The organism is Acetivibrio straminisolvens JCM 21531 (genome assembly GCF_000521465.1).
Lineage (GTDB): Bacteria > Bacillota > Clostridia > Acetivibrionales > Acetivibrionaceae > Hungateiclostridium > Hungateiclostridium straminisolvens.
The window spans coordinates 1-22,519 of record NZ_BAVR01000026.1 but is presented as its reverse complement, the minus strand read 5'-3'; the positions used below and the strand labels follow the sequence as shown (position 1 = coordinate 22,519).

Genomic DNA, 22,519 nt, shown 5'->3' with positions numbered 1-22,519 from the left:
CTATTTTATTTTCTTCCTAAGACTCTATCTTTTTCTTTAGTTCGGCAATTTTATCCCTAAGCTCTGCAGCCCGCTCAAATTGAAGTTCCGCTGCCGCTGCCTTCATTTCATTGTCCAATTTTTCTATTATTTCCAAAATCTCATCCTTATCCATCGAATCCTCATCACCACGGATAAAGTACTTGGCATCCTCTTCCGCAACCTTTGTAATTTCAATTACATCCCTAATTCCCTTTTGTACACTCTTCGGCGTAATTCCATGCTTTAGGTTGTATTCCGATTGAATTTTTCTTCTTCTATTGGTCTCGTCAATGGCCCTTCTCATTGAATCCGTAATGTTATCGGCATACATTATAACCTTTCCCTCAACATTTCTGGCCGCTCTTCCTATGGTCTGAATCAATGAGGTCTCCGAACGAAGGAATCCTTCTTTGTCGGCATCCAAAATAGCCACAAGGGATACTTCCGGAATATCCAGCCCTTCCCTCAACAAATTAATACCTATCAGAACATCGAATACTCCAAGTCTAAGATTTCGTATTATTTCCATTCTTTCAATGGTGTCAATATCAGAATGCAAATACTGAACTTTAAAATCAAGCTCCTTTAAGTAATCCGTCAGATCCTCGGCCATCTTTTTTGTAAGAGTGGTAACCATAACACGCTGATTCTTTTGAACTCTTTCACTTATCTCCCAATCAGGTCGTCAATCTGTCCTTTTACAGGCTTCACAACCACTTCGGGATCAAGTAGTCCTGTAGGTCTTATTATTTGCTCCACTATCTGCTCAGAGTTCTCCTTTTCATACTTTGCCGGTGTAGCACTGACAAATATGACCTGGTTAATTTTTTTCTCAAACTCCACAAACTTCAGCGGTCTGTTGTCAAAAGCAGAAGGAAGCCTGAATCCGTATTCCACAAGGGATTCCTTTCTCGAGCGGTCGCCATTGTACATAGCTCCAATTTGAGGAACGGTTACATGGGATTCATCAATTATCATCAAATAGTCATCGGGAAAATAATCAATAAGGGTGAAAGGAGGACTTCCCGGAGCTCTTCCGCTTATATGCCTCGAATAATTCTCTATGCCTTGACAAAATCCTACCTCCTGCATCATTTCAAGGTCATATCTAGTCCTCTGTTCAAGTCTTTGCGCCTCAAGGAGCTTTCCTTCCGACTTCAATTCCTTAACCCTCTCCTCAAGTTCCTGTTCAATTGACACTATGGCTCTTTCCATTTTTGTCCTTGTCGTAGCATAGTGGGAAGCCGGAAAAATAGCAACATGAGAACATACTCCCGTTATCTCCCCGGTCAGAGAATCAATCTCGGTAATTCTATCAATTTCTTCGCCGAAAAACTCCACTCTCACCACTTTATCGGAGGATGAAGCCGGAAATATCTCAAGGGTATCGCCTCGAACTCTAAATTTTCCTCTCTTGAAATCGATTTCATTTCTTTCGTATTGAATATCCACCAGTTTCCTAATTATTTCATCCCTGTCCTTTATCATGCCCGGACGCAGCGAAAGCATCAAATCAGTATAATCCTCCGGGTCTCCCAAACCGTAGATACATGAGACACTGGCAACTATTATAACGTCCCTTCGTTCAAACAATGCAGCAGTAGCCGAGTGTCTCAGCTTGTCAATCTCATCGTTCATTGATGAATCCTTTTCAATATAGGTATCGGTGGAAGGAATGTAAGCCTCCGGCTGATAATAATCATAATAGCTTACAAAATACTCGACACAGTTTTCCGGGAAAAACTCCTTAAACTCACTGCAAAGCTGTGCCGCAAGAGTTTTGTTGTGGGCAATGACAAGGGTGGGCTTCTGAACCCTTTCAATAACATTGGCCATAGTAAACGTTTTACCGGACCCGGTCACCCCCAGAAGAGTCTGCCCTCTGCATCCCCTGTTAATTCCTTCTACCAGCTATCTATAGCCTCAGGCTGATCCCCGCAGGGTTTGTAATCGGATACAAGCTTAAATTTATGCATATAAACATGCACCTCAATTCTGTTGGTAAGGTTATTTCACTTTATTATACCACAGTTACATATACATTCAAACATATGTTTGGAGAGTAATAAAAACTCGGGACATCGAGTCCTTTCGCTTTTACCTCTTTCATTTCATTCGAAGAGGCCAAATAAAAGAAACCACAAATATGTACTTTTGTGGCTTCTTTTTATAAGTAAAATTATTTTTGTATGAATTCAGTATACGCCAAACAATCTCAAGAGTTGCGGTATCAAAGCTTTTGAATTGTAATCCATCGGCGGAGTGTCGGGAAAAAACAGCACAAATCTGACAATCCACACAAGAATAAACACTGCCAAGATACAGCCCCATAGAAGATTGTTTTTATACAGGCGCATAAAATATTTATTGTTTTTGAAAATAACAATTATGGCCAATATAGCAGGAAGCAGAAACAGAGGATGATAATAAAAAGCTGACGCCAAATCGAATTTTAACAAACTTAAATATGCCCTCGTCATTCCGCATCCCGGACAGGGAAGGCCAAAAAAATTCTTAAAAAGACACAATCCCACTTCTTATATTAGATCCTGCTCCCATATTTTATTTGCAGCTGACTGCATAAGAGCCATGTTTACAATACCCAAACCGAAAATTGCAAGCAACAGATACAATACAGAATTATCTTCAACCCTTAATCCTGCCTGTTCCTGAGCTTCAGCAATCAACTTTCCATATTTATAATACCAATAAATCGCGTAAATACCACAAGTTACAATACACAACAAGATTTCCGTACCGGGACTCACCGATGACTTGCCTGTAGCATTCTGCAGTTCTTCAGACATCTTATAAATCCAATACCAAGCATAAATACCGCAGGTTACTATTGATAGAACGATAACTAATCCAGGTGATCTCACTTGATTTTTATACATTTGACCCTCTCCTTTTGTGAATAATTGGTATTCTGCAAAAGCCCAGTCTGTTGACAGACTTTTTTACAATAATACAACTTTTGAACTATTTAATTAAAGCTGTATTACGCTATATATATTACCAAAATAACATGATGAACGCAATAACTTCCGAAATGATTTTACTGTTACTTTTTTTTACAATTCAAGTTTTATCTGATTGTCCTCAACATCTTCATCTTTAAGGTAACAACCTATTGCAGGAATATTCCTTGTCCTGTAATAATCTGGGTCTGTAAAAGAAACCTCGTTTATTTTCTTAATACAAGTCATCACACTTCCTTTTTTTGACTTTAACACCTGAACCCCTTGGGAGTCTCTCGTGGTTTTCGGATTTATGCCGGAAGTATTGAAAATAAGAACTTTGTTTAAACTGCTAAAGGCTACCAGCTCTTCATCCTCCGTTATATGCCCGATATAAACCAGCTTTGACAAGCCATTATATGCATTGGCAAGCTTCTTTCTGTTTGTTTTGGTTGCATAGCTTTCAAGCTCTATTTTTGCCACCTTACCATTTTCAAAGGCAAAAATCATATAACCCTTGTAGTCATCCGTGGCAACCATATGAATAATCTCCTCACCCTCTTCAAGGTTAAGAACATTTGAAAGAAACTCTCCCAAACTACTTGCTTTACAGTCTTCAATTTCATATATCTTCATTTTGTACACAGTCTGTTTATTTGAAAACAACAGAAGGTCTGCCTTGTTGTGACTTTCCAGCTCCTGGATTATAAAGTCATCCTCTTTTAGCTTATGTTCGGGACTGCTTCTTAATGATGTAAGAGGAATCTTCTTTAAATAGTTTTGCTTTGTGAGGAACAGCTTTAAGTTGTAATCTTCAATCAAATGCTCCTGGGTTATCTCTTCGATATGTTCCTCCATGATAATTTCCGTGCACCTTTGTTTACCGTACTTCTTTGCAATCTCCTCCAGTTGCTTTATAATAACCTTCTTAATTTTTTTCTCGCTGCCGTATAGTTCGTTAAGCTCTGCAATTTCCTTTTTCAGGCTCTCAATCTCGCTAACACGTTTTAAAATATACTCCTTGTTTAGGTTTCTAAGCTTTATTTCCGCAACAAACTCAGCCTGAACCTGATCTATTTCAAAACCCCTCATCAGGTTGGGAACTACCATTGCATCTTCTTCAGTATTTCTAATGATTTTAATGGCCTTGTCAATATCCAATAAAATCTTTTCCAAACCAAGGAGAATATGAAGTTTCTGAGTTTTTTTATCTATATCGAAAAGGGTTTGTCTTTTAATACACTCCATCCTAAAGCTGACCCATTCTCTGAGAATTCCCTTGACTCCCAAAACTATAGGACGGCCGTTAATCAGTACGTTAAAGTTGCAGCTAAAGCTGTCCTCAATGGGCGTAAATTTGTACAGCTTATTCATGAGCGTATTGGGATCTGTATTCTTCTTTACATCCAACGCTATTTTAAGGCCGTTTAGATCCGTCTCGTCCCTTACATCGGAAATATCCCGAATTTTATTGCTCTTTACAAGATCTACAATGGAATCTATGATGGCCTCAACTGTTGTAGTATAAGGTATCTCATATATTTCTATGCAACTGTTTGCTTTATCATACCTATATTTTGCCCGGAGCTTGAAGCTGCCCCTGCCTTTTTCGTAAATCTCCCTCATTTCCCTCTCTTTGAATATCAGTTGTCCTCCGGAAGGAAAATCAGGAGCTTTCAAAACTTTGAGAATATCCGCATTTTCGTCCTTAATAAACTCAATAGCGGCATTGCATACCTCTATAAGATTAAAGCTGCATATGCTACTTGTCATACCTACAGCAATACCATGGTTTGCATTCACTAAAATGTTGGGGTAAGTACTCGGAAGAAGTCTCGGCTCTTTCATTGTCCCATCGTAGTTGTCGACAAAGTCCACCGTATCCTTGTCAATATCTTTAAAAAGCTCTTCACATATTTTATCAAGCTTTACCTCGGTATATCGCGGTGCAGCAAATTTCATATCTCTCGAATAATGTTTTCCGAAGTTACCCTTAGAATCCACATAGGGAAGCAGCAGAGCATTGTTGCCGCGGGTCAGCCTCACGAGGGTCTCATAAATTGCCATATCGCCATGGGGATTAAGCTTCATGGTCTGACCCACCACATTTGCCGATTTGGTTTTTTCGCCGGTCAACAGGCCCATTTTATACATTGTATACAGCAGCTTTCTATGGGACGGCTTAAGTCCGTCTATCTCCGGTATTGCCCTTGAAACAATTACGCTCATCGCGTAAGGCATATAATTTTTTTCAAGAGTATCAACTATTTTCTGCTCAATCAAATTGTTTGAAGGCATATCATTACTTCACCTTTCCACTATTTATATATACTTAGCTGTCCGCCATTTCAGCAATTCAAATAATATTAGCTTACATCTATCATATCAAGATACTTATATCCATTTTCTTCAATATACAATTTTCTTCCAGCAAGGTTATCTCCAAGAAGAAGATCAAAAAACTCTTCCGTTTTCTTAATATCGTCAGGAACCACCTGAATAAGCCTTCTTGTTTCCGGATTCATGGTTGTCTGCCACATCATTTCAGGCTCGTTCTCACCAAGTCCTTTTGAACGCATTATAGTGTATTTTCCCTTGAGCTTTGAAACGATTTCATTTTTTTCCTTGTCCGTATAAGCAAAATACGTTTTATCCTTCGTCCTTATCTCAAACAACGGCGACTCTGCAATAAATACTTTCCCAACCTGTATCAGAGTCGGAACCAGTCTGTAAAGCATTGCCAGTATAAGGGTCCTTATCTGGTAACCGTCCACATCGGCATCGGTACATATAATAATCTTACTCCATCGAAGATTGCTAAGATCAAACGTACTCAGCTCCTTATTGTGCTTTGACTTAATCTCAACACCGCATCCCAACACCTTTAGGAGGTCAACAATAATTTCGTTTTTAAATATGCTGTCATAGTCCGCCTTAAGGCAGTTTAAAATCTTACCTCTGACCGGTATTATAGCCTGAAACTCAGCATCTCGTCCGAGTTTACAAGAGCCTAAAGCAGAGTCTCCTTCCACAATATAAATCTCTCTTTTATTAACATCTTTGCTTCTGCAGTCTACAAACTTTTTTACCCTGTTTGAAATATCGACATTCCCGCTAAGCTTCTTTTTTATATTGATTCTGGTTTTTTCGGCGGTCTCCCTGCTTCTCTTGTTCACCAGCACTTGTTCCAAAACCTTGGTACATTCCATTTTGCTTTCTATGAAATAAACTTCAAGCTTTTCTTTTAAAAACTCGGTCATTGCCTCTTGAATGAATTTATTGGTAATTGATTTCTTCGTCTGGTTCTCATAACTTGTAATGGTGGAAAAGGAGTTTGTCACAAGTATAAGGCTGTCCTGTATATCCTGAAATGTAATCCTGGACTCATCCTTGTTGTATTTTCCTTGAGCCTTAAGACATTTGTCTATCTCATAAACAAATGCATTTTTTACTGCTTTATCGGGAGCGCCGCCATGCTCCAAAAAGCTGGAATTGTGATAGTACTCAAGGAGATTTACTTCGTTGTTGAAGCAAAAAGCTATTTGCATTTTTACCTTGTACTCGGGCTTATCCTCCCGGTCCCTTCCCCTTGTAGTTGTCTCATAATACTGAATATCTGTAAATCCTTTATCCCCTGAAATCTCCTTTACATAGTCCACAATACCGTTTTCGTAGCAATATTCAAAAACCTGCCCCGACTCTTCATCATATAATTTAAATTTTAAACCGGCATTAACAACGGCCTGCTTTTTTAGCACTTCGGTATAGTATTCAAGAGGTATATTTATATCCGTAAACACCTCAAGGTCCGGTCTCCATTTAATAATGGTTCCCGTGCTTTCATAGTCGCATTTTTGCTTTTTAAGCCCTCCGATATTTTCACCTTTTTCAAAATGCAGATCATATCTCATACCATCTCTAAAAACCGTGACATCCATATACTCAGAGCTGTATTGAGTCGCACAGCTTCCCAGCCCATTCAGTCCAAGGCTGAATTCATAGTTTTCACCGGAATTATTCTTGTATTTTCCGCCTGCATAAAGCTCGCAAAATACCAGTTCCCAATTGTAACGTTTCTCGCTTTCATTATAATCCAGCGGTATTCCCCGGCCATAGTCCTTTATCATAACAGAATAATCCTTGTATCTCGTAACCTCAATCACTTTGCCAAAGCCTTCCCTGGCCTCGTCTATTGAGTTGGACAGTATTTCAAAAACCGAATGCTGGCAGCCTTCGATACCATCTGAGCCAAATATAACTGCCGGACGCAGTCTGACCCTGTCGGCGCCCTTTAGAGATTTAATACTGTCGTTTCCATATTTTTCAGCCTTTTTCTGCTTTTCCTTTGACATAACCTTTGTGTCACTCCTATTATTATTCTTGGAATTACCGATGTGCCCTATGATTCAGCTTACATCAAAACTTATGTTCGTGTCAAGATTGGCCCGTCTTAAAGTTGCCTAAAGAAGCTAAATATCAACAAAAAGAATATAATTCCAATATTTTTGTTGATTTTTGTCAAGAAATAATATATAATTATTTTGTTAGCACTTCATTCAATACATTTTTGCTAATTCTTAACTCCATGCAAATTCTGAGGTCATATTTATTCAAATTCCAATATAATATTTTGTAATGACTTATAAATACTTCAAAGTAATAATTAAAGTAATAATTATAGAACTAAAAGGAGTGATACAATTGCATAGTCAGAGTAATTTAAGTCTTGATTGGGATATTGCAAGGGTAGATTCTATATATCAATTGGAAATGCTTCATTTTAAAGATATGGGAAATTATATTTACAATTTTCTGCTCCCAAATCTGCAAAAGAGCTATAAGCACGCCAAACAATACCTTCCCGGAAATACACGAAAAAATATTTACTCTATGCAAAAACATCTTGCCGGACTTATTGAGGATTATGATTTCGTGAAATTGTCCATTAACGAGGACATTGGCTCAGAATATTTCACAAAATATGAGGCACTGTTTTTATTAACTGAAAGCCTTAATATGATTTATTTTTTCAGTGCAGTGGCAAAATCAAAGATAAAAAACGACAACTCGGAATGCAAGGTGATATTACGCAATTTAATGAAACTTACTTCCGAAGTCCATAAAGAAATAAGTTGTTTAATGGAATAAATGTAACAATACAGTATCCAATGAATATAATATATCACGGCATCACTTTTGAGCGTTTCAAAAGGAGGTAATAAAGTGACTGAAAAAAATAACTTGGAAGCATTAGAAACCGGGAAAGTTTTAGATGAGAAGGAAAACCTGCGAAAAGCAACCGGAACTGTCTCAGCTTGCGCAATAGACAAGAAGCAATATTTTTATTCGCTCAACGAAGCAGCAGTAATACTGTTTTTCATACTTGTATTTCTCTTGCTATTTTATTGAATAACATATGATGCACATTTAATATCATTATAGAAAAACAAGTCAATGCATGCCGAATTCTGCCAAGCAATCAGTTATTTCAAGTAGGATTCGGTTTTTTTTCAACTTTTCGATAATCGAAAAACTGCCGATGCAAGCAAAATTCCAAAAGCAATTGCTCCGGCACCGGACATTGTCTCGATTCCCTTGCTTGCAGCCTCGTATAATTCATTTTCCGCAATATGTTGTATCGTGTTGTACGCAGCTATTCCCGGCACCAGAGGAATAATTCCCGGTACTGAAAATACTGTGGCAGGTGCTTTAACAGTCTTGCCACACTTTCACTGTAGATACCCACAACAACTGCACCAAAAAATGATGCAAGTACAAGGCTTCCGGTAATCTCGTTAAATGCACGGTATGCTATCCATCCCAGCATGCCGCAGTAGCCAACCCACATCAGATTTCTTTTTTCAACATTGTATATTACTCCAGGACAAATACTTCCTATAAACGCCAAAAAAATCTCTATCATTCTGCATCACCTCCTCCATTCAAATCCAACGCAAACCTATGGTCAAAGCCAATGCCACTCCGACACCCACTGCAGCGGCAACAAAAACAGCTTCTGTGAGTCTGAACATACTGGACACAATATCTCCATAAAGGGCATCCTTTATAGCATTGGTTATTGCAAGGCCCGGAAGAAGAATTATAATGGATGCAATAATAATTCTGTATAAATCTGCCAAAGGATACAATTTTATCGTAAGAACACTTAAAATACCCGCCGCCAGCCCGGAGATAAAATACTCAAAGAATTCAAACACCCCTGCCCTGGTGATTTTTTCTTTTATGGCATAAATAACAATCCCTATCAGAAAGGATGCACACGCCTCCTTGGCCGTTCCCTTAAAAAGCAGAGCATATACAAAAGGAGTAATTCCCGCCACAAGAAGCTTTAAGGCATAACTATAACCCTCCAAGCCCATAATGCTATTTATACCCGTCATAGCTTCCCTATAAGAAAGAGGATTGTTTTGAAGGCTTCTAGAAAAAGAATTTATTTTTTCCACCTTCTCCAAATTTACAGTTCTCTTTCTGATTCTCCTTACAATGGATATGGGATTTCCTTCACTGTCCATTACAGTTATGAATATTCCCGTTGGAAGTACAAAGCATTCAGCCTCAACATTATAGCTCTTGCAAATCCTTATCACAGTATCCTCAACCCTGTATATCTCTGCACCGCCTGTAAGCAGTATCTCCCCTGCTTTTAATGCCACCTCTATGACCTGGTTTGTCTTCATTCCATTCACCCGCATGTTTCTCTTCTTGCATTTTCCGAACACCAACAAAGGCTTCAACTGCAATATTATTATATTATTTACTTTATTGCAAGGTAAACCTGGTATTATTTACATAATATTTATAACATAAAAACCTAGCAATGTTATTAAAATATTACATGAGGTGATGTTTTTATGAAAAGAAAAAGTTTATTGGTATTCCTTTTTGTTTTAATATTTACAAGCAATGTGTTTGCTCAAACACAGGTTTATACTGTTAAATCCGGAGATACCTTGTGGAAAATTGCTGCAAAATATCAAATAGGCATCAGTGAAATAATTGCAGCAAATCCTAAAATTAAAAATCCTGCCCTCATTTATCCCGGACAAAAGATTAATATTCCGAGTATAGATGATATAAAAGCGCAGGAAAATGAAGTCATAAGGCTGGTCAATGTTGAAAGGGCCAAAAAAGGACTTCCGGCATTAAAGGCAAATTGGCAGCTTTCAAGGGTGGCAAGATACAAATCCCAAGACATGGTGGACAAGGGCTATTTTTCACACACTTCTCCTACTTACGGTTCTCCCTTTAGAATGATGGAAAACTTCGGAATAAAATACACCGCTGCAGGTGAAAACATTGCAATGGGTCAGAGAACACCGGCGGAAGTTATGAACGCATGGATGAATTCCCCCGGACATAGAAACAACATACTAAGCCCCTCTTTCTCTGAGATAGGAGTCGGACTTGCAAAAGGAGCAAACGGAAGACTTTATTGGACTCAAATGTTTATAAAGAAATAGCAAATTTATGAAGGTTTACATTATCAATTTGAATGTAATTCCAATTAAAAAAGCTGTGAAAAGAACCCTGATGTCTTTTCGCAGCTCTTTTTTTAAAAGAGATACCGGTCAAATTTACGCCGTCATTTCGATGTTTTGGTTTTTTACAAACGCCATTTTGTACCAAATGCGAGATCTCCAGCGAAGAAGCATGGCAATTCCTCTAAACCATTCGTCACCGGCAAAGGCTATCCACACACCAATCAATCCCAAGCCGCAAGCTACACCCAAAAAGTATGACAATACCACTCCTATTCCCCACATGGATATAATGCCCATAATAACAGGAAACCTGGCGTCGCCCGCAGCTCTCAGCGCGTTTATTATAACAATGTTGAATACCCTGCCCGGTTCTAGAATAATTGCAATAAGCAGAAGACTACTTCCCATTTCAATTATTGCCCGGTCATCTGTAAAGATTCCCAGCAACTGCTCCGAAAAGAACGCAAATACCCCGGCTATGGCAACAGCAACTGCTATAGCGTATTTCAGGCTTCTAATACATGTCTTGTATGCCTTTTCATTGTCGCCTGCCCCAACAAGATGTCCAACAGCAATCTGCGTTCCCTGTCCGACAGCTATAGAAAAAACCATTACAAATTGCATAAGATTTAGAGTATACACTCTGGTTGTAAGAGCAGCCGTACCCAATACCGTTATAATGCGGGTAATGGTAAGCTGGGACCCATGATAAGCAATTCCTTCAGCCGCCGAAGGGAGGCCGATTTTTAATATACCTCCTAAAATCTCCCACGGTACCGGTACAAGGTCTCGGAAAGAAAATTTTGCATTGAGCCTGTCATCATTACAATCAGCATTACAACAACGCCGACAGCCTGACTTATTACAGTTGCAATAGCCACACCGGCAACCCCCATCTTGGGTGCACCTAACAATCCATATAAGAAAATGCTGTTTCCAATAATATTTAGGATATTCATACCGATTGAAATGTACATGGTAATTCTGGTATTGCCATAGCTTCTGATTATTGCCGACAAAGTTGCTATCATCGCCTGTGTAAAGGATAATCCCCCCACAATTCCTAAAAACGTCATGGCATATCCCATAAGCTCTGAGGGGATATTAAGAAACATAAGCATCTGCCTTCTGGAGAAATATACAACAAACCCAGCACACAAGCCTAACAGCAAACTGACTGCAACCGAAGTTACAGCTACCACTGAAGCTTCTTTTTTCTTTTTTGCTCCCAGATACTGAGATATAAGCACCGTAGTTCCTGCCGAAACAACGCTGTACAGCATAATAAGTACATAACTTATTTGATTTACAACCCCAACTGCTGCCACGCATCGTCGGAATAAGCACTCAACATAAAGGTATCTACATTGCCCAGCATCGTTCTTAGGAGTGTTTCAATAAATATTGGCCAAGTAAGTGCAAAGACACTTATTTTTTTATTGATGCCGTTTCATTTTGCATTTTCTATTCTCCAGTACTAATTTTATTACATACCAATTCTACGCCCGAATATTTTTTATGTCAACTTCGGTAGGCACTCATTTTATCTACTTTTGATTTATCTTTTTAATATTTTCCGAAATCCTCATTATCAAGCTCAATTTTAAAATCCTTTTGGGCATTTCTTTTATCCTTCTTTTTGCTTCCTTTTTCCTTTTTCTCCAGAACATCTTCCATATACTTTATAACTTCAGGGTCTATTTCTCCATGTACCGGCATGTTTGTGACCGTTTTAAGCCTGAATTTTTTTACCATTTCTTTTAGCACTTCTGCCTGACTTGACAATTCCTGGCTTGCTGCAGCACTTTCTTGAGCTGTGGCAGAATTCGTCTGTATAACTTGGGAAACCTGGGAAACGCCCTGATTTATTTGCGCAATGCCGGTAGCCTGTTCATTGGAAGCTACAGATATATCCTGTACCAGCGAAGCCGCTTTTGTGACTTCTTCGACTATAGTGTTTAAAGCATTCGCCGTATCTGCTGCAATTTTCATTCCGGCATCAACTGTATGAATGGAACCTTCTATAAGCTGTGTAGTCTCCTTTGCTGCATTTGCGCTTCTTGCCGCAAGATTCCTTACTTCCTCTGCAACAACCGCAAATCCCTTTCCGTACTGCCCTGCCCTTGCAGCCTCAACGGCAGCATTAAGCGCAAGAATGTTAGTCTGGAATGCAATATCATCAATGACCTTGATTATTCTCGATATGTTATTTGATGCGTCATTTATGTCGTGCATAGCTTTTAGCATCTCAGACATTTTCTTGTTGCCCTCTATAGCGTTGTTCTTTGCAGTCAAAGCCAGCTTATCTGCGTCGCTTGCATTAGCTGCATTTTGCTTTGTCTGTCTGGCGATTTCTTCAAGTGAAACTGTCAATTCTTCAATAGTGCTCGCCTGTTCAGCAGCCCCCTGGGACAGAACCTGGCTGGAATCCGACACCTGCCTTGAACCTGCCGCCACCTGTCCGGCTGCAACAGTGATTTCATTAATCATAACATTCAATGATGTAATAATGGTGTTCAAGGCTTCATGTATATGCACAAAGTCTCCCAGATAGTTATGCGACAAGCTACATCCAGATTTCCTTTGGACATTTCCGTAAGCACCCGGGATATTTCTTCAATATACGAACGCAGTGTGTCAACAGTATTATTTAAGGCATTCTTAAGTTCCGCATAGTCTCCTTTATAATCCCCTTTTACTCTTACATTTAAGTGTCCTGCGGACACTTCCTTCAGAACCTCCTGAATCTCCAAAATAGGTTCACTTACAGCATCAAGGGTACTGTTAATTCCTTCAATTATATCCCGGTAGCCTCCTTCAAATTTCTCTGCCTTCCCTCTTGTCTTCAACTGTCCTTCGGAAGCAGCTTTTGTGAGGACTCCCGTTTCATCTACAAGATGTTTTAGATTTTCAATAATAGATTTCATGCTTTTTGATAAAATATCCTTATCGGACCTAACTCTTATGTCGGTATCAAGATAACCTTTTGAAATTTTCTCGGCAGCCTCTGCCTTCTCTTTTATGCTGTCGGCCATTATTTTAAAATCGCCGGCCAACTTTCCGATTTCATCTTTAGAAGTAATATCCAACTCAATATCTATATCACCCAAAGCTATCTTTCCGGCTGCCTTACTCAATTGACCAAGAGAATTTGCAATAATTTTTAAGAAGATAAATGAAATTGCCAGTGCCAAAACCAGAGCCAAAATATCAATTATTATTACCTGCACAATCATATTATTTTTAGTCTCTTCAATTAAAGAAATTTGATTGTTTGCATTAAGCTCAATCAACTCTCCCATTTTGTCTATATCATTCCTGGCTGCTTCAAATTTCTCGTCCCAGACATGGGATATGGCCTTGGTTTCAATCGCTTTGTTGCTTTCTGCAATCCATTCGCTAAAATTTCTTTCAAAAGACACAAAAAACTCAAAAATAGTTCTTCCATTCTCGCTGTCTCTAGTTCCTGACCAAATCTCCCTATTTTTTTCTATCATGCCTTTTGTATCCGTCATTCGCTGTTTAACCTGCTCTATATTTTCTTCATAATCCTGAAGTGATTTATCATATTCTTCACTGTTTTCTTGTAAATTGGCAATTTCCAATATTGCCACATATGCTTGGTACATATCTCTGTCAGCATTTAAAATCATGGACATCGACCAAAAAAGCTCATCAAAAATACTGGTCTTTACTTTGTTAAAAATGCCATTAATTGTAACCAAAGACAGAATTGTAACTATTAGAAGTGCTGCTACCGTAATGGATACAATTGTTAATAGTTTCGTCCTAATAGCCATATTTTTAAGCATAGAATAGGTCACTCCTTAAATTAAATTTTGCTGCACAGCTTATATAACTTATCGGAGCAACCTGTATATTTTTTTATATATATTTTTCCAAATAATTCGTTCCGGCAAGTATGGAGAAAACCACCATGGCTGAATAGTGATACCTGCCATGCACCTCAACAACTGTATGCAGCGCACCTATTCCCAGAAACAGCAGCAGTAGTGCCATAACAATTGGGCTGACCTCTTTCCTGTATTGGCCCAGAAGACCTTTAAAAGCCAATATAACAATCATGCAGTAATAAAAGTTGCAAATATATCTCAACGGCCATTCACGGCCTTTAACATTTAATAACGACGAAGCTTCCTCACCGCTTCCGTAAATCATATAAGTTACCACTTCATCATCTCTTCCCCACATGGTCTTATTTTTGTCAAATATAAGCTTCAAATTATCGGTTCCTTGACTCTTAACCCTTTGAATTGTCATGTCAATTAGCCGGTCATGAACTTTCTGGGCATCAAAAGGCTCCTGTTTCATTAAGTCCAAGAACACACCGGCATCGCCCGGGTTCCATGCTCCCCCGCTATTAATATTGGTTCCGACATAGGTACTGAAACCTATAGGGTTCTTCGCCGCCTTGTAGCCAATCTTATGGGAAATGTACATACCTGTTAGATTGACAAAAGAGAAATACGCAATTAAGAAAGCGGCAAAAGGTACAAATCCTGTAAAGTTAAGTTTTTCCCCTTCCCTGCTCCTAATTACCCTTACAACCTCAGATATTCCCAAAACGATAATAAGCAGGGTGCCCATGGGGCGAACTGCATTGGCTGCAGCACATAAAACACCAATCAAAAGGTAAATACCGCAAGAATGCAATAGACCTGTGTTTTTGTGCGACATCTTAAAATAAGCAAATATCATGAGAACCATTAACAATGTGTATAACGGCTCTGTACAAACAATTGAAGAGTAAAACACATGAGAGGGCCATATAGCCATATAATGGCGGCAAAAAAACCGACCTTCCAGTTTGAAATCATTTTTCCAAGGAAATATATAAGAATCCCTGTCACCGCTTCAAATAAGATATTCAAAAGCAAAGCAAAATATTTGTCCGGTGAAAAAACCCGATACACCATCCCAAGTATAAAGGGATAGCCAAAAGTGTGGGGAAAAAGAGCTACGTATTTGCCTCCTGCTCCTTCTCCCTTCGAAAATGCTTGCGCCAAAGTATGATACAGCTCAAAATCGCTGTTGGGAGTAATGTCCACAATATTGATTAATACAAGCCTTGTAATAAGGGACATAAGAACAATAAACAGTACCCTTAAACCTTCATTATTCAGAATATGTAAATTTAAAGCTTTTTTTACGAACCATAATGCTCCACATCCCACTACTCCCGCCGTCACCAAAAACAACACAACCAAGACTTTATTCCGCGAAGATTCCGAGACAATCGTACTAAGTCGGAATCCAAAATAAATACCACAATTAAAAGAAAGTAAATACATGAAACGGCAAAAACCAGTTTATTTAATGACGATATTAAAACATTTTTCAAAGCACTCTCTCCCCATAGCAGAATAATATAATTTTATCATGCCTTGAAAACAAGGTTAATATAACAATACAAAAAGACATACAGAATTTCTTCCTACGAGAAGATTACTATATGTCTTTTGGAATATCAAGCGAAAAGCAATATTTTTTTATCGAACAAAAGACTTCCTTACAAGCCGCTACCTCCATAAATTTCCATCAACTCTTTTGAAAGCAGCTCAATATTCTGCAATAAACCAGTTATCTGCTCTAGAGAAACAGATTGGTTTTCAGCCGATTCAACCATAGCGCTTAGTTCGGCAAGACTCTTTGTATTTATATCCTGTATACTTTTAATTATCTGAACAATATTATCACCGTTTTTGCCACACCTTGCGTGAGGTCCGTAACACCCTGTATCTTGTCATTCACTTCTTCACTGGCTACGGATATCATTTCAAACGTGTTGGCAGAGTTATTGATTACTTCCATACTTTTTGAAACCAGTTCGGAAGTTGTATCTATGTCATTAACCGCCAGGTCCGTATCTGCAAGAATCCCCTTTATCATCTGGGAAATTTCCTGAGCTGACCTGTGGGATTGCTCAGCCAGTTTTTTTACCTCACTTGCCACCACAGCAAAACCTTTTCCGTATTCGCCTGCCTTAGCTGACTCTATCGAAGCATTTAGTGAGAGAAGGCTTGTGTCATTGGCAATTCCGGTAATTACCTCAACCACCTTTTCAATTTTACTCGTTCTTTCTTTCAGGCTGTAAATGGTATTTTTGGTCTTAGTGGTATTCTCACTAATAATCCTAATCTCATCCATGGCCTTTTTCATTGACGATTTGCTGTCTTCAGTCATTATTTTTAGTTGCTGGGAAATGCTTGATACGAAAACATACTCGCTGGCTATCTTGTCCAAATCCTCCGATATGCTGACAGCAGCCTTTGTAGCCTCATTAATAAAGTTCAAAGTTTCCTTCGAACCCATGTCAACACCTTCGGCACTTGATGCAATCAATTTACTCGTTTCCAATGCCTGTTTAGACATTCCAAATACATCTTTCACCGAGCTAACCAACTCATTTGTTGCTTTTGAAATGCCTTGAGCAGCAGACATCAGATTGTTATAGGCTTCTTCCTTTTGCTTCAATTCCTGAGAATTGTATAATATAAATTTGCTCAATCTTACCAGAAACACCGCCACAAAAACACCAATTGTTACATGAACAGCAAAAAAAGCCACCCTGAATACAGCAACTTCCAGTCTCAGCCATCCCAATAAGACAGCTAAATCACATATGACCATTATTGCGCTGAAGACCGCCAGTATCCATGTCACCAACAGATTGAAATCTGAAATGTTTTTCAATAAGCCCTTCACTTTGTCCATTTACTGCACGCTCCTTAGATATTAAAACTGTTTACTAAATTGATGAAAAGTAAATAGAATTTTTTGCTAAATTGCCGAACTTCTAAAATAAAATATTGAAAATTGCCTTTGAAACAAATAAAGAACAAAACTAATCTAAACAGAATAACCTGATTATGTAAGAACATAATAAGAAAGTGAAAGTGTACTATTTATTATTGTATGGAAATAAAAAAATTATGTCAAGCTGCAAAACTATGCTTTAATTGATATAACGCTTGAACCCCTTAAAATCTCTAATTACTTCTTTCAAATATTATAAATTATGAAATTCAGTTAAAATTTTAACATACCCTATTGCATTGCAGAACAAAATATAATAAAATATAGTAAAACTGAAAACTAATAATTTGATAGTTTAATATTTTAAGCCCGTGACGGGGAAAGTAACAAGTACTCTGCATTAGAGAGTTGGTGTTTGGTGCAAATCAACCAGAGGCTCGTTGATTCCACCCCTGAGGCGTTGATGATGAATCAAACCGTTGCACCGGTTATTGTGCATAAGAGTGAGCTGGATTTTAGATCCGGCTAATTTGGGTGGCACCGCGGATAAATATCTCTCGTCCCTGATTATTATCAGGGTTGAGAGTTTTTTATTATATATTTGATTTAATCATTACACGAAATCAAACCAAAATAAAGTGAGGAGAGAATAAAATGAAACCAACCAAAAAACCTTTAAATCCATGTTTTTCATCTGGACCATGTGCCAACATCCCGGGTATTCAATCGAATCCCTTAAGGATGCACCCCTTGGAAGGTCCCACAGAAGTAAGCTTGGAAAAGCAAAGCTTTATGAGTCCATTGCGAAAACAAAAGAAATTCTCAAGCTCCCTGACGATTACAGAGTCGGTATAGTACCCGGATCCGACACCGGAGCTTTTGAAATGCTTATGTGGAATGTCCTCGGAGAAAGAGGTGTTGACGTAATTTGCTTTGAATCTTTCGGAAAAGGCTGGGCAAATGATATTACTAAAGAGCTTAAACTGGAAAATGTCAATATAATTTCCGCTGATTACGGTGAGTTCCCCGATGTCAGCAAAGTCAATTTTGACAACGATGTAGTATTCACATGGAACGGAACAACAAGCGGAGTCAAAGTTCCAAACGGAGACTGGATTCCGGACGACAGAAAGGGCTTGACCCTCTGTGACGCAACTTCCGCTGTTTTTGCAATGGATATTCCATGGAACAAAGTTGATGCTGCAACCTTCTCATGGCAAAAGGTATTGGGCGGTGAAGCTGCTCACGGAATGCTGATATTGTCCCCAAGAGCAGTGGAAAGAATAGAGTCCTATTCACCATCATGGCCGCTTCCTAAGGTATTCAGAATGAAAAAGAAAGGCAAACTTGATGAAACTATTTTTGAAGGCTCTACAATAAACACACCATCCATGCTGTGTAATGAAGATTATCTGGAAGCTCTCAGATGGGTAGAATCCATAGGCGGGCTTGAAAAGCTTATTGCCAAGAGCGAGGAAAACTTAAAGGTAATCGAAAACTTTGTTGAGCAGCATCCATGGATAAGTTTCCTTGCAAAAGACAAGGCCATTCGTTCCAATACAAGTGTGTGCTTGAGCGTGGACCTGCCGGAGGATAAAATCAAAAAGCTTGTTAACTTGCTTGCCGAGGAAAAAGTGGCTTATGACATTTCTTCCTATAAAGAAGCTCCTGTAGGGCTTAGAATATGGTGCGGCGCAACCGTTGAAAAATCCGACTTGGAAATATTGTGCCAATGGCTTGAATGGGCATATAATGAAGTTGTAAATTCATAAAAGCTGAGATAAACGCCCGCTTGCAGCAGGTATTAGACTGTTGCGGGCGGGCGTTACTTAATCTATGGCATATTTGATTGCATCAAATTCTTTTATGCTTCTTTAAAATCATTAACCCATCCAATGTTAAAATTGAGTCCCATTTAGGCAAGTTTGGGTAAGGGTTAACGATGCTCCCATTCTCCTTAATGCCGTCAATAAATTCTTTTGCATATTTATCAACAATATCATTTGAGAGAAAAGGAATTGCATGATACCAAACTCTTCCGAATAGCGGATAATGACTTGCATACTGCTCCAAAAAGCCTTCAAAGTCTTTTATAAATTGGTGAATAATACATTGATAGGCATTAGTTTTCCCCGCTTTCATTACACTTTTATTTTTGCAAATCAAAAAGCAAATTGTTACAAGCAGCTTTAAATATATTGTATCATAACTGAGCCATGTTCTACATTTAGCTCTCAAACGGACGCAAATTTTCAATAAATATTTTCATTTCCTTTTATCGGCATTAACCTTGCCATGGCCAATTATTCTACCATCATTTTCAGCACATACTGAAAGCAATGTATTCCTCCCCTCATAGGAGTCACTTCTTTTTTAACCATATTAACGTTTCTCCGGAAGTCTTTAATTCTAAGCTGCCAGTCAATACATCAGCTTCTAATTGCTTTAAGCCCACATTATACTCATCATCAGATATCAGATGAAACATTGAAAAACCTTTATTTTTTACAAGTTTAACAAAATCGGCGGTTACTGCAACTTCTACACCCTCACCAATAATAGCATTTTTTATATGTTCAAAGGATTGTCCTTGAGCTTTACTTATAATTTCATCAATATCAGGATACCTTCTTTTATCAACTATTGCCGTAGACGGAAAATATTTTACGTAAAATCTGTTGTCGATTTGTTCATGGGACTGAGTTGCTATGCACAGACTTCCACCGCTTTTCAATACCCTTCCGATTTCTTTAAACATCATCTCAATATCGGGAATATGATGAATAACATCCGTCATGTAAACAAAGTCAAAGTAGCTATCCTCAAAAGGTATGTTTTTATGGTCACCTTTTACAACAGTGATATTCACGTTTTTGGCAATTGCTTTTTCCCTCATACCGTCGGAAGGTTCAATACCGTAAACTTTTGCCCTTGTAAGTCTTTGCAGCATATTAGCGTAATTTCCGGTCCCACATCCAAAATCCAAAATCCTTGTTCTGTTTGTAATTTTGACCTCTTCAATGAATAAATCCACAATGCTTTTGTTTTCTGCCCTTACATTATCATATATTTGTGATATTGCATTATAATCTACCGCCATTTGTCTTCACTCCCTTTTGAAGTTATATGAATAATTATACATAAATTTGTATAAATATACAACAACCATTTTATAATTTAGGAAAAATTTTTATGATACTGTCACAGAATGTGTGATTATTCTTCCGGCACAGAAGAATTTTGCATAGCTATAATTTTTTCTTACAACATTTGCAAATTAATGATATAATAATATTAATTAAGCAAACTAATTCGTTTTCAACAGGAACTTCAAGCATGGATTATAAATTTATTTCTGAAAACACTTTGGAATATATATACCTTCATGATTGTATTATTGATAATGTTACAATTTCAGATTCAAGTCTAATTTTTGAGTTTGATCATATAGATGTTTTTCCCGAGCATCCGCTCAATAATTACCCTAATGCTAAATGCACCGGTAATGCAGCATTGATATTTGAAGGTTTTGAGGTAATTGAAAGCATTTTGTTTGATACAAATAATATTAAAAAAATGCATATAATTGTTGAGCAAGATTCTGTTAAAAGACCAGTCGATATTATAGATTTGGCAATGGAATTTTTGGTATTACAAAGTAAATGGAAGTCACAAAATGAGCAATACTTTTTATATGAGTTTCATGGAACAACATCAGATAAATATAGAAATGATTTTGGTATGTTTACATTAAAGTTTAGCAATGCAAAAGTCTGTTGGAATGAACTGTTAAATGACTCTTGGTTTGTAAACCGGAAAACTGACTGATACATATTTCCAAGCCTGATATCAACAAAAGAAAGGGCTCCATATTTGAAAATAAAGAGCCTGAAAAGTTATGCAAAAAGATTAATTTTGCAATGGATTACGTTTCATTTGAAAATTTACCACTATGTTATAGACAATTCCGGGAACTTAAAATCGCCCAAATCGCAGCGCAATCCTCTAACAAACAACGGGGCCTTTTCATATTCTTTCATTATGTAATTTACATCAGACCAATAAGGCATAAAACCAAATTCAATCTTTTTTACATTGGCAAACGGCAGATATTTAACCAAGTCCGAGAAACTAATATCTTTCATTGAGAAAACCCCAATGAGTTTAAGGGTCTCCCCTTTTTGCTCTGCGATAACCATAGTATCAATCTCCGGAAGTTCGTAAATATAATCCTTAAGGTATCCCCAGTATATATGAAAAATATTTATGCTCGAAGAATTTAAGCAATCAAGTTTTTGCGAAAAATTCACGCGTTTATAAACATAGTCCCAAACCTTAGGATCGTCATAGCCAAGTTTATTCGCCATGACATCATTATTTATCACACACTCACAAACCGGCAGTTTTTCGTACACACGTTTAAAGCCAAACTTCGGATAAAAATCTAATACGCTGTCATTTGCCGATAAATACATTGGAACATTATCGTATTTTTTAATAATATGCTCCATTAATAACCGGGACAACCCTCTGCCTCTGTATTCCTTTTTTGTCGCAACAGCTCCAACGGATAGAGCAGGATATTGTTTTTTATTAAATAATATTTGTGTCTTAAAAACACAGATATTTGAGACTATTTCACCATTTTCGACAATAGAATAGCTTTCGTAAATTTCATTCCAGAGATTTAAATCATACCAAAATTGAAAATCAAGGAAAATATCCTTCAGCAAATTATTAAGCATAAATTGATATTCTTTGTCGTTTCTATTGTTAAAAGAAATTTGCATAATTTCACCCCATCATAGTAATTTGATTTTATCAAATATTTTTGCTATTCAATCAAAAACTATTTATTAAACATTGGCTTCTCCTCCTTTCAGTTATAAATAAAAGCTCGGGACATCGAGCCCCTTCTCTTTTGCCTCTTTCATTTCATTCCAAGAGGCCAAATAAAAAAGGCTGCAAATGAACAATCGTCCACTCACAACCTTTATTAAATTATTTTTATTTACATAAATACTAACAGCCATAACCGTAAGCAGTATGAAGGAGCACCACCTGCGTATTAACTATAAAAACACCGTGCAGTTAAGGCTTCCGAAAATTCAATTTGCAAAATCGAAAAGGTTGCAATGATACCGTTGTTCTTAACAATGACCTGAAAAAAGAATATTATACCTAACCTATTAAAATATAGGTTTAGTAAAACTCTTTTATCAGATACAATATGAAATTGATTAGTTAAGAACAACTGGC

At 37.7% G+C, this 22,519-nt stretch carries 17 protein-coding genes, 4 pseudogenes and 1 other annotated feature; of the genes and pseudogenes, 5 read left to right on the top strand and 16 right to left on the bottom strand.

What is annotated here, in order from left to right; translation table 11 throughout:
• Positions 1-16 precede the first annotated feature (16 nt).
• The 5 genes and pseudogenes from uvrB to JCM21531_RS08400 all read right to left on the bottom strand — a co-directional run bounded on the left by uvrB (position 17) and on the right by JCM21531_RS08400 (position 7,333).
• Positions 17-1,997 (bottom strand): annotated as a pseudogene (uvrB, locus tag JCM21531_RS08420) (excinuclease ABC subunit UvrB).
• A 219-nt stretch (positions 1,998-2,216) separates the two neighbouring features.
• Complete coding sequence (locus JCM21531_RS08415) at positions 2,217-2,555, bottom strand: DUF2752 domain-containing protein (RefSeq protein WP_094184768.1); 339 nt, start codon at positions 2,553-2,555, stop codon at positions 2,217-2,219.
• A gap of 3 nt (positions 2,556-2,558) precedes the next feature.
• Positions 2,559-2,918: a DUF4234 domain-containing protein gene (locus JCM21531_RS08410; protein ID WP_038289021.1), complete on the bottom strand. Its 360-nt coding sequence runs from the start codon at positions 2,916-2,918 to the stop codon at positions 2,559-2,561.
• A 177-nt stretch (positions 2,919-3,095) separates the two neighbouring features.
• Positions 3,096-5,279 carry a DNA gyrase subunit A gene (locus JCM21531_RS08405; protein ID WP_038289019.1) on the bottom strand — a complete coding sequence of 728 codons (2,184 nt, stop codon included), beginning with the start codon at positions 5,277-5,279 and terminating at the stop codon, positions 3,096-3,098.
• A gap of 68 nt (positions 5,280-5,347) precedes the next feature.
• A complete protein-coding gene (locus tag JCM21531_RS08400) occupies positions 5,348-7,333 on the bottom strand; it encodes a DNA gyrase/topoisomerase IV subunit B (RefSeq protein ID WP_038289018.1) in 1,986 nt (661 codons plus the stop codon).
• Between the two features lie 349 nt (positions 7,334-7,682).
• Between JCM21531_RS08400 and JCM21531_RS08395 the strand changes: the two genes are divergently transcribed.
• A complete protein-coding gene (locus JCM21531_RS08395; RefSeq protein WP_038289017.1) occupies positions 7,683-8,129 on the top strand; it encodes a hypothetical protein in 447 nt (148 codons plus the stop codon).
• Between the two features lie 75 nt (positions 8,130-8,204).
• Positions 8,205-8,390, top strand: coding sequence for a hypothetical protein (locus JCM21531_RS08390; protein WP_038289015.1), 186 nt, complete (start codon positions 8,205-8,207; stop codon positions 8,388-8,390).
• 101 nt (positions 8,391-8,491) lie between these two features.
• Here the strand turns inward: JCM21531_RS08390 and JCM21531_RS08385 are convergent.
• Positions 8,492-8,904: pseudogene (locus tag JCM21531_RS08385) on the bottom strand (threonine/serine exporter family protein).
• A 19-nt stretch (positions 8,905-8,923) separates the two neighbouring features.
• Positions 8,924-9,679 carry a threonine/serine exporter family protein gene (locus JCM21531_RS08380; protein ID WP_038289014.1) on the bottom strand — a complete coding sequence of 252 codons (756 nt, stop codon included), beginning with the start codon at positions 9,677-9,679 and terminating at the stop codon, positions 8,924-8,926.
• Positions 9,680-9,853: 174 nt separating this feature from the next.
• Between JCM21531_RS08380 and safA the strand changes: the two genes are divergently transcribed.
• Positions 9,854-10,462 (top strand): SafA/ExsA family spore coat assembly protein, encoded by a 609-nt coding sequence (safA, locus tag JCM21531_RS08375; protein ID WP_038289013.1) that lies wholly within the window; start codon positions 9,854-9,856, stop codon positions 10,460-10,462.
• A gap of 114 nt (positions 10,463-10,576) precedes the next feature.
• On the opposite strand, the gene JCM21531_RS21445 is transcribed toward safA, so the two are convergent.
• From JCM21531_RS21445 to JCM21531_RS08355, 6 genes and pseudogenes are all read right to left on the bottom strand, one after another.
• Positions 10,577-11,161, bottom strand: a complete 585-nt coding sequence (locus JCM21531_RS21445) for an MATE family efflux transporter (protein WP_243467448.1) — start codon at positions 11,159-11,161, stop codon at positions 10,577-10,579.
• 80 nt (positions 11,162-11,241) lie between these two features.
• On the bottom strand, positions 11,242-11,811 hold the full coding sequence (locus JCM21531_RS21440; protein WP_243467438.1) for an MATE family efflux transporter: 570 nt from the start codon (positions 11,809-11,811) through the stop codon (positions 11,242-11,244).
• A 238-nt stretch (positions 11,812-12,049) separates the two neighbouring features.
• A pseudogene (locus JCM21531_RS08365) lies at positions 12,050-14,295 on the bottom strand (methyl-accepting chemotaxis protein).
• Positions 14,296-14,368: 73 nt separating this feature from the next.
• Positions 14,369-15,133 (bottom strand): hypothetical protein, encoded by a 765-nt coding sequence (locus tag JCM21531_RS21435; RefSeq protein ID WP_243467437.1) that lies wholly within the window; start codon positions 15,131-15,133, stop codon positions 14,369-14,371.
• A gap of 77 nt (positions 15,134-15,210) precedes the next feature.
• Positions 15,211-15,705, bottom strand: a complete 495-nt coding sequence (locus JCM21531_RS21430) for a hypothetical protein (RefSeq protein ID WP_243467436.1) — start codon at positions 15,703-15,705, stop codon at positions 15,211-15,213.
• A 475-nt stretch (positions 15,706-16,180) separates the two neighbouring features.
• Positions 16,181-17,218 (bottom strand): methyl-accepting chemotaxis protein, encoded by a 1,038-nt coding sequence (locus JCM21531_RS08355; protein WP_038289011.1) that lies wholly within the window; start codon positions 17,216-17,218, stop codon positions 16,181-16,183.
• Positions 17,219-17,622: 404 nt separating this feature from the next.
• Positions 17,623-17,828, top strand: a binding site (T-box leader).
• An 86-nt stretch (positions 17,829-17,914) separates the two neighbouring features.
• Between JCM21531_RS08355 and JCM21531_RS08350 the strand changes: the two are divergent.
• Positions 17,915-19,032 (top strand): annotated as a pseudogene (locus tag JCM21531_RS08350) (phosphoserine transaminase).
• An 82-nt stretch (positions 19,033-19,114) separates the two neighbouring features.
• On the opposite strand, the gene JCM21531_RS18795 reads toward JCM21531_RS08350, so the two are convergent.
• Together JCM21531_RS18795 and JCM21531_RS21425 are read right to left on the bottom strand one after the other, a co-directional pair.
• Positions 19,115-19,333 carry a hypothetical protein gene (locus JCM21531_RS18795; RefSeq protein ID WP_131464438.1) on the bottom strand — a complete coding sequence of 73 codons (219 nt, stop codon included), beginning with the start codon at positions 19,331-19,333 and terminating at the stop codon, positions 19,115-19,117.
• Positions 19,334-19,622: 289 nt separating this feature from the next.
• Positions 19,623-20,360 carry a class I SAM-dependent methyltransferase gene (locus tag JCM21531_RS21425; protein ID WP_243467434.1) on the bottom strand — a complete coding sequence of 246 codons (738 nt, stop codon included), beginning with the start codon at positions 20,358-20,360 and terminating at the stop codon, positions 19,623-19,625.
• Positions 20,361-20,596: 236 nt separating this feature from the next.
• On the opposite strand from JCM21531_RS21425, the gene JCM21531_RS17720 reads away from it, so the two are divergent.
• The gene (locus JCM21531_RS17720; RefSeq protein WP_054847049.1) at positions 20,597-21,088 is read left to right on the top strand and encodes a hypothetical protein; all 492 of its coding nucleotides are present in this window, start codon (positions 20,597-20,599) and stop codon (positions 21,086-21,088) included.
• A 122-nt stretch (positions 21,089-21,210) separates the two neighbouring features.
• Here JCM21531_RS17720 and JCM21531_RS08330 read toward each other — a convergent pair whose 3' ends face one another.
• Positions 21,211-22,050 carry a GNAT family N-acetyltransferase gene (locus JCM21531_RS08330; RefSeq protein WP_117407242.1) on the bottom strand — a complete coding sequence of 280 codons (840 nt, stop codon included), beginning with the start codon at positions 22,048-22,050 and terminating at the stop codon, positions 21,211-21,213.
• Positions 22,051-22,519: the final 469 nt, after the last annotated feature.

Excerpts from the sequence above, each read along its gene's own strand:
- JCM21531_RS08410 (WP_038289021.1), bottom strand. The coding sequence starts at position 2,918 with ATGTATAAAAATCAAGTGAGATCACCTGGATTAGTTATCGTTCTATCA.
- JCM21531_RS08405 (WP_038289019.1), bottom strand. The coding sequence starts at position 5,279 with ATGCCTTCAAACAATTTGATTGAGCAGAAAATAGTTGATACTCTTGAA.
- JCM21531_RS08400 (WP_038289018.1), bottom strand. The coding sequence starts at position 7,333 with ATGTCAAAGGAAAAGCAGAAAAAGGCTGAAAAATATGGAAACGACAGT.
- JCM21531_RS08380 (WP_038289014.1), bottom strand. The coding sequence starts at position 9,679 with ATGAAGACAAACCAGGTCATAGAGGTGGCATTAAAAGCAGGGGAGATA.
- safA (WP_038289013.1), top strand. The coding sequence starts at position 9,854 with ATGAAAAGAAAAAGTTTATTGGTATTCCTTTTTGTTTTAATATTTACA.
- JCM21531_RS08355 (WP_038289011.1), bottom strand. The coding sequence starts at position 17,218 with ATGGACAAAGTGAAGGGCTTATTGAAAAACATTTCAGATTTCAATCTG.
- JCM21531_RS21425 (WP_243467434.1), bottom strand. The coding sequence starts at position 20,360 with ATGGCGGTAGATTATAATGCAATATCACAAATATATGATAATGTAAGG.
- JCM21531_RS17720 (WP_054847049.1), top strand. The coding sequence starts at position 20,597 with ATGGATTATAAATTTATTTCTGAAAACACTTTGGAATATATATACCTT.
- JCM21531_RS08330 (WP_117407242.1), bottom strand. The coding sequence starts at position 22,050 with ATGCAAATTTCTTTTAACAATAGAAACGACAAAGAATATCAATTTATG.